This window comes from Arthrobacter sp. 24S4-2 (assembly GCF_005280255.1).
Lineage (GTDB): Bacteria > Actinomycetota > Actinomycetes > Actinomycetales > Micrococcaceae > Arthrobacter.
In genome coordinates this window covers 1,395,939-1,411,431 of sequence record NZ_CP040018.1, presented here as the reverse complement: position 1 = coordinate 1,411,431, position 15,493 = coordinate 1,395,939, and the positions used below count along the sequence as shown (strand labels likewise).

Below are 15,493 nucleotides of genomic sequence, written 5' to 3'. Positions count from 1 at the left end.
GCGAATACCCGCATCAGGGTCCGCGGGTTACGGATCCGGGGGCCGGATTCCGACGCCGGAAACACGTCAGCCCAAGCTGCCCGGCAGCGCCGGAGAGCTTGGGCTGACTCGGAAATTAGAGGACGTCGGTGTCGCCGCTGGCCTTGAGCGCGTCAACGGCCGCCTTGACCCGCTGGGAGTGCGCCATGGTGGTCACCAGCAGGGCATCCGGAGTGTCCACAATGACCACGTCCTTGATGCCGATCAGCGCGATGACACGCTTGGTGTCGGTGACAACCACGCCGCTGGCGTTTTCGGTGAAGACGCGGGCGCCCTCGCCGAGGACGGTGACGTCGTCGACTTCCTTCGCGCTGTTGAGCCGGCCCACGGAGGCGAAGTCCCCGACGTCGTCCCAGCGGAACGTGCCAGGCACGACGGCGACGTCCCCGGCGGCGGCGGCAGGCTCGGCCACCGCGTAGTCGATGGCGATCTTCGGCAGCGTGGGCCAGATGCGGGCGGTGACCTCGTCACGGTCCGGAGTGTCCCAGGCCTGCGCAATCTCGGTGAGCCCCTTGAAGAGCTCAGGCTGGTTGGCTTCGAGATGCTGCAGCATCAGGGACACCGGGGCAACGAACATCCCCGCGTTCCAGACGTACTCCCCGCTGTCCACGTACTGCTGGGCCACGTCCTCGCTGGGCTTCTCCACGAATTCCACCACGGCCTGAGCGCTGGGCGCGTTGGCGATGGACAGGTTCTCGCCTGAACGGATGTAGCCGAACCCCGTCGAGGGGTGCGTCGGCTTGATGCCGATGGTGACAATCTTGCCGGCCGCTGCGGTGTAGATAGCCTCGCGGACAGCGTCCTGGAAGAGCTCGTCCGGGCTGATCACCTGGTCCGCGGCAAAGGAACCCATGATGGTGTCCGGATCCCGCTGGTAAAGGATGGCCGCCGCAAGGCCGATGGCCGCACCGGAGTCCTTGGGCTCGCTCTCCAGCACAAGGTCCGATTCCAGGACCTCGGGAAGCTGGCTGCATACGGCGTTCCGGTGGGCAACGCCGGTAACAACCAGCACGCCTTTGCCTGCGAGCGGTTCCAGACGGTCGTAGGTTGCCCGCAGCAGAGTGCTGCCGGAACCCGTGAGGTCGTGGAGGAATTTCGGGGCTGCTGCACGCGACAGGGGCCAGAGGCGGGTCCCCACTCCGCCTGCAGGAATTACCGCAATGAAACGGCTCAGCGGTGAATCCCGGCTTGTCACTATGTCTGTACTCATCACGGCTACTTTAGCTGAACACGGTGCGGAACCGGGCAGGCGGTGCCCTTCCGACACCGCCACAACAGCCATAGTGTGGCGTTCGTCTCAAAAATGGACAAAAACCGCGGAGAGGCGCGACACCAAGGAGTTCCTAAATTGAATAAGCTGTGAGCGAAGCCTAGATTTAGGCTTGAGCTTACGAGTGCTCTCGCAGCAGGCGTTCCCCCCGCGTGGATCCCATGCCAGCGCCGCTGTGTTGCAGGGAGGTTTATTCAGTGCCGACAAAACCAGCTGGCACCTTGTACCGCGGCCGTGAAGGCATGTGGTCCTGGGTTGGACACCGCATTACCGGTGTAGTGATTTTCTTCTTCTTGTTGGTCCATGTGCTGGACACCTCATTGGTGCGCGTGTCCCCCGAGGCATACACCGCCGTCATCGGCGCCTACAAGAACCCCCTCATGGCCCTGGGTGAAACGGGCCTTGTCGCAGCGATCGTGTTCCATGCCTTTAATGGCCTGCGGATCATCGCCGTCGACTTCTGGAAGAAGGGCGCGAAGTACCAGCGCCAGATGCTGTGGACGGTCCTGGTGCTCTGGGTCGTCGTCATGGTGGGCTTCTCCATCCGCCACCTTTCCCTCGCCTTCGGAGGTCACTAAGCCATGACTGCAACCCAGATTCAGAGCCCACGCAGTGGAAAAGACAGCAATGGGAAGCCCGGCGCAGGCCTGATTGCCCCAGGTACCGCCGCAGCGGCGCGTCGAAGGGCAACTTCGAAATGGCAGCCTGGCTGTTCATGCGGCTTTCCGGCGTTGTCCTCGTGGTCCTGATCTTCGGCCACCTCTTCGTCAACCTGCTGGTAGGCGAGGGCATCCACGCCATCGACTTCGGCTTCGTAGCCGGCAAGTGGGCCGATCCGTTCTGGCAGTTCTGGGACCTGGCCATGCTCTGGCTGGCCATGCTCCACGGCACCAACGGCGTCCGCACCATCATCAACGACTACGCCGAGAAGGATTCCACCCGCTTCTGGCTGAAGATCGTCCTTTATGCCGCGACCGCCGTCATCGTCATCCTGGGCACCCTGGTGATCTTCACCTTCAACCCGTGCCCGCTGGACGTCAACGGCGTACCTCTGCCGGGCGGCTTCTGCCCCGCAGCCTAGCGGCACCATCCTCCGCGAGGGGATCAGCCGCGCCCGCACTGAGTGCGGGCAACGGTTTTACGGTGCAGGCTCCGCCCGCCCGTGGTTTTATAGCGAATTTTGAGAGAAAGAGCGTCTGGTATGCAGGTCCATAAGTACGACGTCGTCATCGTCGGTGCCGGTGGCGCTGGCATGCGCGCCGCGATCGAATCCGGTCAGCGCGCGCGCACAGCAGTACTGACCAAGCTCTACCCCACCCGCTCGCACACCGGTGCGGCGCAGGGTGGCATGTGTGCGGCACTGGCCAATGTCGAGGAAGACAACTGGGAGTGGCACACCTTCGACACCATTAAGGGCGGCGACTACCTGGTGGACCAGGATGCAGCCGAAGTCATGGCGAAGGAAGCCATCGACGCCGTGCTGGACCTGGAAAAGATGGGTCTGCCGTTCAACCGCACCCCGGAGGGCCGGATTGACCAGCGCCGCTTCGGCGGCCACACCCGCGACCATGGCAAGGCCCCGGTCCGCCGGGCCTGCTACGCCGCTGACCGTACGGGTCACATGATCCTGCAGACGCTGTACCAAAACTGCGTCAAGCACAACGTTGAGTTCTACAACGAGTACTACGTCCTGGACCTCCTGACGGTCGAAGAGGACGCGGTCCGCGAGGACGGCACACCGTACAAGCAGAAGCGGGTAGCCGGCGTCGTGTCCTACGACCTCGCCTCCGGTGAACTGCACGTGTTCCAGGCCAAGTCCGTGGTCTTCGCCTCCGGCGGTGCCGGCAAGGTCTTCAAGACCACGTCCAACGCCCATACCCTTACCGGTGACGGCATGGGCATCGCGTTCCGCCGCGGCATCCCGCTGGAGGACATGGAGTTCTTCCAGTTCCACCCGACCGGCCTTGCCGGCCTGGGCATCCTGCTCTCGGAAGCCGCACGTGGCGAAGGCGCCATCCTGCGTAACTCCGAAGGTGAGCGCTTCATGGAGCGCTACGCTCCCACCATCAAGGACCTGGCACCCCGTGACATCGTGGCCCGCTCCATGGCCAACGAAGTCCGCGAAGGCCGCGGCTGTGGCCCGAACAAGGACTACGTCCTCCTGGACCTGACCCACCTCGAGCCGGCGCACATCGACGCCAAGCTGCCGGACATCACCGAGTTTGCCCGCACCTACCTAGGTGTGGAGCCTTACACGGAGCCCGTGCCGGTGTTCCCGACGGCGCACTACGCCATGGGCGGTATCCCCACCAACATCACCACCGAGGTCCTCCAGGACAACGACACCGTGGTTCCCGGCCTCTACGCCGCCGGTGAGGTTGCCTGCGTTTCGGTTCACGGCTCCAACCGCCTGGGCACCAACTCGCTGCTGGACATCAACGTCTTCGGCAAGCGCGCCGGTATCGCCGCTGCGGAATACGCCAAGACGGCTGACTTCGTGGAGCTTCCGGAGGATCCCGAGGCGTACACCATCGAACTGCTGAACATCGCCCGCAACGGCACCGGCGACGAGAAGGTGGCCGTGATCCGCAAGGATCTCCAGGACACCATGGACGCCAACATGCAGGTGTTCCGCACCGCTGACACGCTGAACCAGGTCCTGAAGGACATCGAGTCCTTCGAGGCGAGGTACAAGAACATCAGCGTCCAGGACAAGGGCAAGCGCTTCAACCTGGACCTGCTCGAAGCCGTGGAGCTCGGCTTCCTGCTGGAACTGGCCAAGGTCATGACCGTGGCAGCCCTGCACCGTGAGGAATCCCGCGGCGGACACTTCCGCGAGGACTTCCCGGAACGCGACGACGAAAAATTCATGAAGCACTCCATGGCGTACAAGGATGACCACGCCCGGGCTGACGGCACCGCGGGGACCGCGGAAACAACTGCCGGCATCCGCCTGGCCACCAAACCGGTTGTCTTTACCCGCTACGAGCCGATGGTGAGGAAGTACTAAGATGACCGCTGAACTCGCTGAGCCAGCCTCCAAGATCGAGCTGCCTGCACACATCGGAGGCGGCGGAGAAATCCCCACATTCGACGTCACCCTGCGCGTGCGCCGATACAACCCGAGGTTTCCGAGGACGCCACCTGGGATGACTTCAAAGTCACCATGTACGGCACCGACCGCGTGCTGGATGCCCTGCACAAGGTCAAGTGGGAAATCGACGGCAGCGTCTCGTTCCGCCGCTCCTGCGCCCACGGCGTCTGCGGTTCCGATGCCATGCGCATCAACGGCCGCAACCGCCTGGCCTGCAAGACCCTGCTGAAGGACCTGGACACGACCAAGCCCATCACCGTGGAACCCATCAAGGGCCTCCCCGTGGAGAAGGACCTGATCGTGGACATGGAGCCGTTCTTCCAGTCCTTCCGTGAAGTCATGCCCTTCCTCATCAACAAGGGCCACGAGCCCACCAAGGAACGCCTGCAGTCCGCCGAGGACCGTGAGCGCTTCGACGACACCACCAAGTGCATCCTGTGCGCCGCCTGCACCTCGTCCTGCCCGGTCTTCTGGACCGACGGCCAGTACTTCGGCCCGGCAGCGATCGTGAACGCCCACCGCTTCATCTTCGATTCCCGTGATGACGCCGGCGACATGCGCCTGGAGATCCTGAACGACAAGGAAGGCGTGTGGCGCTGCCGCACCACCTTCAACTGCACCGAAGCATGCCCCCGCGGCATCCAGGTCACGCAGGCAATTGCCGAGGTCAAGCAGGCAATCCTCTCCCGCAAGATCTAGCACCCCGTTTCACAAACGGACGTAACAGCCGACGGCGTCGCTCACCTTTAAGGTGTGTGGCGCCGTCGTTGTTTGACCGCAATAACCCGGCACCAAACGAAAGGGGACATCGTGTCCCGCTCCGAAAAAGTCTCATTCGAAGGTTCCACCGGAGAACTGCTCTCCGGCATCCTGGACCACCCCGAGGGGCCGGTGAAGGGCTGGGGCGTGTTCTCGCACGGGTTCACCCTTGGCAAGGACCACCCTTCCGCCTCACGGATGTGCAAGGCGCTGGCGGACAACGGGGTGGGCATGCTCCGCTTCGACAACCTGGGCCTGGGTGAGTCCGCCGGCCTGTGGTCGGAAGGCTCGTTCAGCCACAAGGTTGCCGACACTGTCCGGGCGGCCGAATTCATGCGCGCCGAGGGCCGGTCCGTCTCGCTGCTGGTGGGGCACTCGTTCGGCGGTGCCGCCGTGCTGGCCGCGGCCCGGGAGATCCCCGAACTCGACGCCGTTGCCACCGTGGGTGCCCCGTTTTCGCCCAAGCATGTGGCCCACGTCTTTGACGCGGCTCTGGACCGGATCCTCAGTGAAGGAAGCGCGGAGGTGGACCTGGGCGGCAAGCGCGTGGAGATCCGCCGGCACTTCGTCGAGGACCTGGAGAATGCCGACCTGACCGACTGCATCAAGCGCCTCCACAAGCCGCTGATGGTGCTGCACTCCCCCACCGACAACACCGTGGGGATCGAGAATGCCAGCACGATTTTCCAGACCGCGCGCCACCCGCGCAGCTTCGTGTCGCTGGAAGGCAGCGACCACCTGCTGACCGGGAAAGGCCAGGCCGCCCGTGCCGCGCTGATTATTTCCGCGTGGGCCGATCAGTACCTCGACGCCGGACAGTAGCTGCCTGGCGTTCCCGTTCCACAGGCGTCTTGCCCGGCTGGACCTGGCGGGAGCCCCAACCGGTGGCCTTTGCTGGAGGGGCGTTTTTGAGGTCCTCTTCCCGCACGGCGGACCACGCCGCTGAGACCAGGTAGACCTGGCTGACCAGGTTGAACCAGATGAGCAGCCCGATGATGATGGCAAAGGGCGCGAGGATGGGGTTCCGGCCGGCGTTGGCGAGCAGCTCAGTGCTGAAAACCTGAAGCACGGTGGTTCCCGCTGCGGACAGGATGGTTCCTTCAAGCAGGGCCCGCCGTGAAAGATTCAGTCCTGCGGCCAGCCGGAACATGATGAGCGCCGTGGCCCAGCCCAGCGCCAGCGGCACACCCACCTTGATGCTGGTGGTCAGCGGCCATGCCAGGACCGGATCCAGCTGGAGCTGCTCCGTGACCCACCCCGCGGCAGTGCCGAAAACCAGCGACGCCCCGGCGCTGAGCACCAGGGCCACGCCAAGCAGCAGCAGCGTGCCGGCGTCGCGCAGTTTCTGGATCAGCGGGTTCATCTTCAGCGGCCCCAGCCGCATCACACCCCGCAGGCCTTGGCGGACGCCGGCTATCCAGCCAAGGGAAGTCACGATGGTGACGACGGCCGCGATGACGGCGGTCCAGCCCAGGCCGGTGGGATTCAGCAGATCCTGCGGGTCCACCAGGCCGTCGCCGCCGTCCACCTTCACAAGCCCCGGGGCGGCGGTCGCGACGCTGCTGACGATCCAGTCCAGGAGCGCCGGTTGCCCGCGCAGCAGCAGGCCGGCAACGGAGAAGCCAGTGGCCAGCAGGCCGGTGATGGAGAAGAACATGTGGAAGCCGATGCCGGCGGCCATCAGCGGGCCGCGCTGCAGGTTGTAGTGCTGGAACGCCCGCATGGGACGGAACGCGTTCAGGCGGGCGAGCAGCCACTGGAACATCGCCATGAGCCCTGCGACTTTGCCGGCACCGGACCTGCGGGCCTTGCTCCACTGGACCTTCTTCCGGCTGACTTCCAGTTCCAGCCGGGCGCGCTCGGTGGGAAGCGGAGGCTCAGCCGTCTGAGCCACCAGCGCCGGATGGGCGTCGGGTGTGGTCAGTTTCGATGCCAAAATCGAGCTCTTCCCGTAGCTGCCAAATGCCGTTGATGTCGTGCTCGTACAGCCCCATGCTAACCACCGGGAAGGTGACCCGGTAATCTTTCAGCACCGTTTCGGCCTCATCCAGGCTTTCCGGCGCCACATCATGGGCAATGGTCACATGCGGGTGGTAGGCAAACGGCAGGTCCCGCTCCAGGGGCCCTGTCTGCAGCTGCTCGTGCAGGTTCACGCAGTCGCCGAAGCCGTGTTCGACGTTGAGGAACACCACCGGCGAAACCGGCCGGAACGATCCTGTCCCGGAGATGGTCACCGTGAACGGCGCCTGCCTGCGCGCCACCTCCCGGACGTGGCTGCGGGTGGCTTCCCAGTCTTTCGTGGGTGTGGTGGTGACCAGAGTGATGTGTGCGGGAATCACACCCGCCATGGGGTCACCAAACGATGCCCGCCAGCGCTGCAGCTCCGCGGCAATGTCCAGCGGGAAACCAAGGATGACGCCGACACTCATCTCGTCCGTCCGCGCGCGGCTGCCGCCCGCCGCGGTACCGCGGCTGACGGCGGCGTCATCATCATCGGCGTCAACGAACTTTCCGCCCGCACTGTACGCAGGGGAGTTTTCGCTTGCAGAGACCTTGCTGACGGGTGACATTGGGCTAGCGGACTCCTGCGAGGCTGAGGGACGGCAGGAAGCCCATGCGCTCATAGACCTGGCCGAGGGTCACGGAGGCGATTTCCCGGGCACGTTCGGCACCCCGGGCCAGGAGCCTGTCCAGCTCCGCCGGGTCCGCCATCAGTTCGTTGGTGCGGTCCCGGAGGGGCGTGATGAAGTCCACCATGACATCCGCGAGGTCCTTTTTGAGGTGGCCGTACATCTTGCCCTGGTATTCCGCTTCGAGCTCGCCCACGGACTTCCCGGTGAGCGTCGAATAGATGGTGAGCAGGTTGGAAACCCCAGGCTTGGCTTCGGCGTCGAACCGGATCTCCGTTCCGGTGTCGGTCACGGCGGACTTGATGCGCTTCGCGGCGAGCTTGGGGTCTTCCAGGAGCTGGATGGAACCGTGGGGCGACCCGCCTGTCTTCGACATCTTGGCCGTCGGGCTCTGGAGGTCGTAGATCTTGGCGGTGGCCTTGAGGATGGTCGCCTCAGGAACCGTGAACGTGTGGCCAAAACGGGTGTTGAAGCGCTGGGCCAGGTTGCGGGTCAGTTCGAGGTGCTGCCGCTGGTCCTCCCCAACCGGCACAAGGTCGGTGTGGTACAGGAGGATGTCTGCGGCCATGAGGGTGGGGTACGCAAACAGGCCAAGGGTTGCGGCGTCGGCACCCGACTTCTGCGTCTTGTCCTTGAACTGCGTCATGCGGGATGCTTCGCCGAAGCCGGTGATGCAGTTCAGTGCCCAGGCCAGTTGGGCGTGCTCGGGCACATGGGACTGCACGAAGAAGATGCTCTTGTCCGGGTCAATGCCGGCGGCGATGTACTGCGCGGCAACCACCCGGGTGCGCTTGGCCAGCTCGGCGGGTTCAAAATCGACAGTGATGGCGTGGAGGTCGGGAATGAAGAATACGGTGTCGTATTCCGCCTGCATGTCCACCCAGTTGCGGACAGCACCAATGTAGTTGCCCAGGTGCAGGGAGTCCGCTGTGGGCTTGGCACCGGAGAGTATGCGTTTTTTGGTGACCGGGGAAGTCGAGCTAGTCATTGTGAGAAAAACCTTCGGGGCTCAGAGCTGGTAGTCCACTACCAGCGGTGCGTGGTCGGAGAAGCGGGTGTCCCATGACGGTGCCCGGTCCACCACCGCCGAAATGGCAGCGGCTGCGAGGTCCGGGGTGGCCATGTGGTAGTCGATGCGCCAGCCTGTGTCGGTGTCAAAGGCCTTGCCGCGCTGGGACCACCAGGTGTAGGGGCCGTCGACGTTTCCCGCCAAGCCCCTGTGGACATCCCTCCATCCGATTTCTTCGCCAAAGAAGCGGTCAAAGTAGGCACGCTCCTCCGGAAGGAAGCCGGCACGTTTTACGTTGCCCTTCCAGTTCCTGATGTCCAGTTCCGTGTGGCCCACGTTCAGGTCACCCACCACCAGGGCGTGGTCACTGTGCTTTGCCAGCTCCGGAAGGCGGGTGGCCATAACGTCCAGGAAGCGGAACTTGTCGTCCTGTTTGGGCGTTCCGGCCTCGCCGGAGTGGACGTAGGCGCTCACCACTGTCAGCGTGGCGGCGGAACCGGCGGCGTCCGTGACCCGGAAGTCCGCCTCGACCCAGCGGCCCGCTGCGGCGAAGTAGTCGTCGCCGATGTGGGGACGGGTGGCCAGCGGCTCCATGCGGGCGGCAATGGCCACGCCCGCACGGCCTTTGGCCTCGGCTTCCTCGTGCAGGATGAACCAGCCGTCGCCGAGAAGTTCACGGACGATCGCGTCGGGTGCCCTGACCTCCTGGAGGCAGAGGATGTCCACCTCGCGGGGTTCAAGCCACTCCGCCATGCCGTTCTTGTAGGCAGCGCGGAGGCCGTTGACGTTGACAGATGCGATGCGAAGGTGGTCCTTCTTCAATGCCGAGCTCACCCGCACCACTCTAGTCGATGATGGTTCCGCTGACGGGCTCGTCAGCGCCGCCGGAGGACTTGATCATGTCCCTGGCGTTGGTGGCCGTGATTTCGATGGTTTCCAGCGCACGGCGGATGGTGTCATGGTCCGCCGCGCCGCCCTTTGCACGTTCCTGCTCGACGACGCGCACCTGGACCTGGACGATCTTGAAGGAGTGATCCAGCTTCAGGTCGCGGACTTCGTCGGCCTCGCTGCGTGATTGCACCAGGCGCGTGCCGCCGTGATCGGCACTGCCCGACGACGGCGCCCGGCCGGTCGCGGCGTTGAACGCGTTCTGCGCCTCGTTGAGTTTCGCTCCGGCCTTCTTCGCAGCCTTCTGGATACTGAAGACGACGAACGCAGCCAGCGCGAGCCAGAAGGCGGCGATGACTGCCACAACCCAGCCCACGACGTCGTTCTGGTTGGCTGCGAAGATGACGGCCACAACGAAAGCGATGACAAACACCATCATTCCGGGACCGCTGATACGGAGCATGGAGAACCCGCCCTTGGCCGGGTTGGACGCAGAGTTAGGGTTACCCAAAGATCGCATGCCTCCATTGTCTCAAACACGCGACCGTGGAAACGGACGCTTCCACCCCGGGCGAACGCTACTTCAGGAACAGCTTGCGCAGGCGCCCGGTGGTGAGCATGACGCCCAGCACGATCATCACGAGGTAGTACCCGACGTGGATGGCCGTGGCAGGGCTAAAGATCCCCACGCTGATCTGCCGGAGCAGCTCCACGCCGTGCCACAGGGGCATCGCCTGGATCAGCCACTGGATGTACTGCGGGTACACGCTCAGCGGGTAGAACGTGGCGCTGAAGAGGAACATGGGGAGCATGACGAAGTTGATCCAGTCCATCTGCTGAAAGGTCTTCATGAAGCTGGTGATGCCCATGCCAAAGCTGGCGAAGCCGAAGGCGATCAGGACGGCCGCGGGAATCATCAGGATGGCCCAGGGCGTGGTGATCAGGCCCATGACGCCCATCACGGCGGTGAACCCGGTGGCGTACAGCATGCCGCGCAACAGCGCCAGGAAGATCTCGCCCATGGCAACGTCCAGCGGGCCCAGCGAGGTATAGAGCATGCCCTGGTACAGCTTGGCGAAGTTCATCTTGAAGAAGACGTTCCAGGTGGAGTCGTACACCGCACCGTTCATCGCGGAGACGGCCAGGAGAGCAGGCGCGATGTACGCCGCGTAGCTGATCTCGTGGCCGCCGGGGCCCTGTACCGCGCCCACGATGGCGCCCAGGCCCACCCCCATGGAGATCAGGTACAGCACGGGCTCGAAGAAGCCCGAGAGCATGACCATCCAGTTGCTGCTCTTGGTGGCCATGAGCCCGCGGGCAATCACTGCCTTGACGTTCCGCGAATACATCGGCCCGAAGTGCCTGTTGCGCGCCGCTTCCGTGACGCTGTGGCCCTCAGTGAGCGTGCTCATCGGCCCAGCCTCCTGACGAATTGGCGTTTGGTAAGCATCCAGCCCGCAACGGCCAGCCCAACCAGGAACACGATGTGGGCGATGGTGAGCAGCGGTGATTCCTCGTAGCCGTAGCTGAAGACGCGGCCCAGTTCCGTGCCGTGCCAGATCGGCGAAATCCAGCCGATCCACCGCACCACAAGCGGCAGGGTATCGAGCGGGAAGAACGTTCCCGAAAACAGGAACAAGGGCATCACGATGAACCTCATCACCATGGCGAACTGGCCCTTGTCGTCCGTGATGGTCGCGGCATAGGCCATCAGCGGCAGGCCGAAGGAAAGCCCTGCCAGGGTGGCCACCAGAACGGAAACCCAGCCCCATCCGCTCGGCGACGCACCGAAGAGCGCCACCACCACGAAGTAGAGGGCGGACTGCAGCAGGAACCGCAGCGTCACGGCCATGATGTGGCCGGTTGCTATCTGTTCCGGAGTAAGCGGCGAGGCGTGGGGGCCGTAGTACACCCGCCGCCATTTGAAGCCGTCCATCACGGGGAAGGTGAATTCGTTGGCGGCCGTCATGACGGCGGCCGAGATCAGCAGGGCAGGGGCGATGAATGCCAGGTAGCTGACGCCGCCAAAGACGGCTTCGCTGTTGGTGTCCACCAGAGTGGCCAGGCCCACGCCCATGGCGAACAGGTAGGCCACCGGCTGGCCCACGCCGTACATCACGATGGTCCAGCCGTAGCCCTTCATCACCCGCAGGACCTGTTCGGCGTAATAGAACGAACCCCAGCGGCGGGCACGGGCGGCGGACACCTCCGGCGAATGGGCATGCAGGGCCGCCGCGGAACCGCGTCCGCCCGCATTCGCCACGGAAGGAACGGACTGCTCAGTCAACGAGGCTCCTGCCGGTGAGGCGGAGAAAGACGTCCTCCAGCGATGAACGGCGCACCAGGGAGGTGAGCGGACGCAGTCCGCGTGCAGACACCTGCTCCAGGGCGGCCTCGCCGTCGTGGGCGTAGATCAGCACGCGGTCCGGCAGCGTTTCCAGCCGTTCGCCGATCCCCTCGAGTTCGGCGCCGATTGTCGCGTTGCGTTCCGAGCCGAAGCGCAGCTCCAGGACCTCGCGGGTGGAGTACTCGCGGATCAGGCTGGCAGGCGAGCCCTCGGCCATGATCCGCCCCTTGTCCACCACGATCAGGCGGTCGCACAGCTGTTCGGCCTCGTCCATGTAGTGCGTGGTCAGGATAAGTGTGACGCCCTGCTCCTTGAGCCGGAACAGCCTGTCCCACAGGATGTGCCGTGCTTGCGGGTCCAGGCCCGTGGTGGGCTCGTCCAGCAGCAGGATCCGGGGTTCATTGATCAGCGAGCGCGCAATGGTCAGGCGGCGCTTCATGCCCCCGGACAGGGCGTCAACTTTTGACTTGGCCTTGTCCGTCAGCTGGGCGAACTCCAGCAGTTCATCCGCCTTGGGACGGAGGTAGCTCATGGGCAGTCCAAAGTAGCGGCCATAGACCAGCAGGTTGTCGCGGACTTTGAGCTCTTCGTCCAGGTTGTCCTGCTGCGGCACGACGCCCAGGTGGGCGCGGACTTCAGGACCGTGGCTCTCCGGATCCAGCCCCATGATGGACAGGCTTCCGGAGGTTCGCTGAGAGACGCCGCCGATCATTTTCATGGTGGTGGACTTTCCTGCCCCGTTGGGGCCGAGCAGGCCGAACGCCTCCCCGGCCGGAACGCTGAAGGAAATGCCGTCCACGGCGGTGACGTCGCCATAGGTCTTGGTGAGGTTTTCGGCGGTGATGACGTACTGCATCGGATCGCCCTGGGTCTGGGTGCGGGATTGTTGGCTGGACAGTTCTTCATTGGACACAAGTTCAGGCACCCACACAACGTTAGTACTCACGTTCGAACAAAGAAAGAGTTGGATCTCAAAAAATCCATTCGATGTTGTCCGGCGCGGGAAAGGCCGCAGGAAGGGCCCCGGGACGGACCGGGCTGGCGCCGGCGGCCTCCGGTTGAAGCCGCCGGTGCTGGCCTACTTTTCCTCTCCGCGGAGCACCTGCAGGCGCTGACGGTACTCGGTTTCGTCGATCTCCCCGCGGGCGTAGCGTTCCCGGAGCACTCCCTCGCCGCCCTGCCGCGCGGCCCAGCGGTGGTTGTTCCGCCAGGTGCGCCGGGCGACAATGATGAACAGTCCGATCACCAGGATCCAGAACAGCGGGAACAGCAGGAACCACGGCGAGAACCCGCCGTCGTACCACGGGGCGCGGGCGGCGACGCCGGCCGCATGCTGCCCCGCCCCTGCCTGTGCGGCCGCAATCTGAGTGGCCACGGTTCCTGCGGCGGCGCTCATTGCTGTCAACATGTCAGCTCCAAACTCTCAACGGGCCGCCTCTCGGCCCTGCTTCAAGTCTGGTTTCGGGAGGCCGCGGCGTCGTCCCACCAAGGGAGGCACTTGCGCGGGCGACGCTACTCCCCCGGGAGGCAGGACGGCCGCGTCAGCTACTCCAGCCGGGGCGCACGAGTCCCGATTCATAGGCCAGGACCACCAGTTGGGCGCGGTCGCGGACCTGCAGCTTGGCCATGATCCGCGAGACGTGGGTCTTAGCGGTCAGCGGCGTGATGAAGAGCCGCCCGGCGATCTCCGCGTTGTTCAGTCCCTCCCCCACCAGCCGGAGCACTTCCCTTTCGCGTTCGGTGATCTGGTCCAGCGCCGTCGGCGGACTGGGCGCGCGGGACTGCACGGCCAACTGGGCCATGATCCGGCGGGTCACTGACGGCGAGAGGAGGGCGTCGCCGTCGTGCACAACCCGCACGGCGCGCAGCAGCTCCTCCGGTTCAGTGTCCTTGACCAGGAAGCCGGCGGCACCGGCGCGCACGGCCTCGGCGATGTATTCGTCCAGTTCGAAGGTGGTGAGGATGATGACGCGGGTTCCGGCCAGGTCCGGATCGGCCAGGATCAGGCGCGTCGCCTCCAGCCCGTCACCCTGCGGCATGCGGATGTCCATCAGCACGACGTCGGGCTTCTCCCGTGCGGCGAGCCTGACGGCGTCGGACCCGGTGCCGCATTCGGCCACCACGGCCATGTCCGGCTCTGCGTCCAGGAGTGCCCGGAAGCCTGCGCGGATAAGCGTCTGGTCATCTGCAATCAGGATGCGGATCATGGCTGCTCCTCAGGCGGGGCGTCCCCGGTGTGATTACTGGCCGGCGGAAAGACTGCCTGGACCCGCCACCCCGGGTCCAGGGGCAGGAAACGGACCGTTCCGCCCAACGCCGCCACGCGTTCCCGCATGCCGGTCAGGCCGTTGCCTTCCGGCGCTCCGGAGGCGCCCCTGCCGTCGTCGTCCACCGTAACGGTGAGGCGTCCGGCGTCGGGCCCGTCATCCGGAACTTCAAGCACGACGGCGGCCCGGGCGGCACCGGCGTGCCTCACCACGTTGGTGAGCGCCTCCTGCACGATCCGGTAGGCCGCTTCCTCCAGCGCCGCTCCGGCTGGCTCGGAGAGCGGCCCGCCGGCGCCCGGACCCAGCCGGACATCCAACGTTACGTCCAGCCCGGTGCGCCGCGCGTTCTCGGCAAGCTCCGGTAGCTTGCCGAGCCCGGGCCCCGCGGCCGGGCGGAGCGGCGCATCATCCCGGAGCACGCCCAACAGCTGGCGGACCTCGTCCAGGGACTCCTTGCTCGCCGCTTTGATGGCTTCCAGGGCCGGCCGGAACTGGTCCGGATCCCGGTCCCCCAGGTGCAGCGCCACCGAGGCGCGGACATTGATGAGGGAGAGCGAATGCGCCACCACGTCATGGATGTCCCGGGCCAGGGCGAGCCGGTATTCGTCGCGGGCGGCCTGCTCCCGGGACTCGCGCTGCCGCCGCCTTTCGGTCACCCGTTCGTGGCGAAGCCTGGCCCCTCCCCCAGCAGCACCAGAATCACCAGCCAGGACGTTCCGGCCACGGCACGGATCAGGGTGCCTTCGTCTCCGCTGGCAGCAAAGAAGGCCACCAGCGCGGCGGCGCAGACCCCGGCCACGGTCCACGTCTGCCACCGGCGCCCGGCAGCCGCCGAGAAAATGATGGCCAGCGCCAGGGACAGCGGCACCGGGCCCCAGGGGTAGCCTGCGGCAAGGTAGAAGATGGTCGCCGCGGCAGCCGCCGGCAACATGATCCCGGGCGACCGCCGCCGCAGGGCCAACGCCGCCGGGCCGGCGAGCAGCAGCACAAAAGCCAGCACGTCCAGCGGCCGGTGGTCCGGCTGCCGGGCAGCGGCGAAGACCGTGCCCACCACCTGGACAACAGCCACGGCAATCACCACGAAGGCTGTGGGCGGACCCTGGAATCGGCGCGGCATACTCCGAGCCTAGCCGCGGGGGCGGCACCGCGTCGTCGGCTTAACGGCGTAGGGCGCCTACTCCCTCAGGAGT

16 protein-coding genes and 2 pseudogenes are annotated in these 15,493 nt (G+C 65.3%); 5 read left to right on the top strand and 13 right to left on the bottom strand.

All coding sequences use genetic code 11. The annotated features are described in order from the left end of the window. Positions 1-115 precede the first annotated feature (115 nt). Positions 116-1,249 (bottom strand): mannose-1-phosphate guanylyltransferase, encoded by a 1,134-nt coding sequence (locus FCN77_RS06610; RefSeq protein WP_137321623.1) that lies wholly within the window; start codon positions 1,247-1,249, stop codon positions 116-118. A 302-nt stretch (positions 1,250-1,551) separates the two neighbouring features. Here FCN77_RS06610 and sdhC point away from each other — a divergent pair, with 302 nt between their 5' ends. From sdhC to FCN77_RS06585, 5 genes and pseudogenes are all read left to right on the top strand, one after another. Next, positions 1,552-1,887, top strand: a complete 336-nt coding sequence (sdhC, locus tag FCN77_RS06605; protein WP_368074334.1) for a succinate dehydrogenase, cytochrome b556 subunit — start codon at positions 1,552-1,554, stop codon at positions 1,885-1,887. A 3-nt stretch (positions 1,888-1,890) separates the two neighbouring features. Continuing rightward, positions 1,891-2,390: pseudogene (locus FCN77_RS06600) on the top strand (succinate dehydrogenase hydrophobic membrane anchor subunit). A gap of 120 nt (positions 2,391-2,510) precedes the next feature. After that, positions 2,511-4,319, top strand: coding sequence for a succinate dehydrogenase flavoprotein subunit (sdhA, locus tag FCN77_RS06595; RefSeq protein ID WP_137321621.1), 1,809 nt, complete (start codon positions 2,511-2,513; stop codon positions 4,317-4,319). Position 4,320: 1 nt separating this feature from the next. Further along, positions 4,321-5,102: pseudogene (locus tag FCN77_RS06590) on the top strand (succinate dehydrogenase iron-sulfur subunit). Positions 5,103-5,213: 111 nt separating this feature from the next. After that, a complete protein-coding gene (locus tag FCN77_RS06585; RefSeq protein ID WP_137321620.1) occupies positions 5,214-5,984 on the top strand; it encodes a S9 family peptidase in 771 nt (256 codons plus the stop codon). Here the strand turns inward: FCN77_RS06585 and FCN77_RS06580 are convergent. From FCN77_RS06580 to FCN77_RS26230, 12 genes are all read right to left on the bottom strand, one after another. Then, positions 5,941-6,933: a YihY/virulence factor BrkB family protein gene (locus FCN77_RS06580; RefSeq protein ID WP_137324674.1), complete on the bottom strand. Its 993-nt coding sequence runs from the start codon at positions 6,931-6,933 to the stop codon at positions 5,941-5,943. The two genes, FCN77_RS06585 and FCN77_RS06580, sit on opposite strands and share 44 nt — an antisense overlap. A gap of 106 nt (positions 6,934-7,039) precedes the next feature. Continuing rightward, on the bottom strand, positions 7,040-7,591 hold the full coding sequence (locus FCN77_RS06575) for a 2'-5' RNA ligase family protein (RefSeq protein ID WP_254678999.1): 552 nt from the start codon (positions 7,589-7,591) through the stop codon (positions 7,040-7,042). Positions 7,592-7,736: 145 nt separating this feature from the next. After that, positions 7,737-8,780 carry a tryptophan--tRNA ligase gene (trpS, locus tag FCN77_RS06570; protein ID WP_137321618.1) on the bottom strand — a complete coding sequence of 348 codons (1,044 nt, stop codon included), beginning with the start codon at positions 8,778-8,780 and terminating at the stop codon, positions 7,737-7,739. A gap of 21 nt (positions 8,781-8,801) precedes the next feature. Further along, positions 8,802-9,635, bottom strand: coding sequence for an exodeoxyribonuclease III (locus FCN77_RS06565; protein ID WP_137321617.1), 834 nt, complete (start codon positions 9,633-9,635; stop codon positions 8,802-8,804). A gap of 10 nt (positions 9,636-9,645) precedes the next feature. Further along, positions 9,646-10,209, bottom strand: a complete 564-nt coding sequence (locus FCN77_RS06560; protein WP_137321616.1) for a hypothetical protein — start codon at positions 10,207-10,209, stop codon at positions 9,646-9,648. 58 nt (positions 10,210-10,267) lie between these two features. Continuing rightward, a complete protein-coding gene (locus FCN77_RS06555; RefSeq protein ID WP_137321615.1) occupies positions 10,268-11,101 on the bottom strand; it encodes an ABC transporter permease in 834 nt (277 codons plus the stop codon). After that, positions 11,098-11,952 (bottom strand): ABC transporter permease, encoded by an 855-nt coding sequence (locus FCN77_RS06550; RefSeq protein ID WP_137324672.1) that lies wholly within the window; start codon positions 11,950-11,952, stop codon positions 11,098-11,100. Before FCN77_RS06550 ends, FCN77_RS06555 begins: the two co-directional genes overlap by 4 nt. 16 nt (positions 11,953-11,968) lie before the next feature. Next, positions 11,969-12,892 carry an ABC transporter ATP-binding protein gene (locus tag FCN77_RS06545; protein ID WP_137324673.1) on the bottom strand — a complete coding sequence of 308 codons (924 nt, stop codon included), beginning with the start codon at positions 12,890-12,892 and terminating at the stop codon, positions 11,969-11,971. Positions 12,893-13,114: 222 nt separating this feature from the next. After that, positions 13,115-13,444 (bottom strand): SHOCT domain-containing protein, encoded by a 330-nt coding sequence (locus tag FCN77_RS06540; RefSeq protein WP_254678885.1) that lies wholly within the window; start codon positions 13,442-13,444, stop codon positions 13,115-13,117. A 133-nt stretch (positions 13,445-13,577) separates the two neighbouring features. Next, positions 13,578-14,243: a response regulator transcription factor gene (locus FCN77_RS06535; protein ID WP_137321614.1), complete on the bottom strand. Its 666-nt coding sequence runs from the start codon at positions 14,241-14,243 to the stop codon at positions 13,578-13,580. Next, on the bottom strand, positions 14,240-14,959 hold the full coding sequence (locus tag FCN77_RS06530; RefSeq protein WP_217496244.1) for a sensor histidine kinase: 720 nt from the start codon (positions 14,957-14,959) through the stop codon (positions 14,240-14,242). The genes FCN77_RS06535 and FCN77_RS06530 overlap by 4 nt, the downstream gene beginning before the upstream one ends. Beyond that, positions 14,956-15,420 carry a hypothetical protein gene (locus FCN77_RS26230; protein WP_217496243.1) on the bottom strand — a complete coding sequence of 155 codons (465 nt, stop codon included), beginning with the start codon at positions 15,418-15,420 and terminating at the stop codon, positions 14,956-14,958. Before FCN77_RS26230 ends, FCN77_RS06530 begins: the two co-directional genes overlap by 4 nt. Positions 15,421-15,493: the final 73 nt, after the last annotated feature.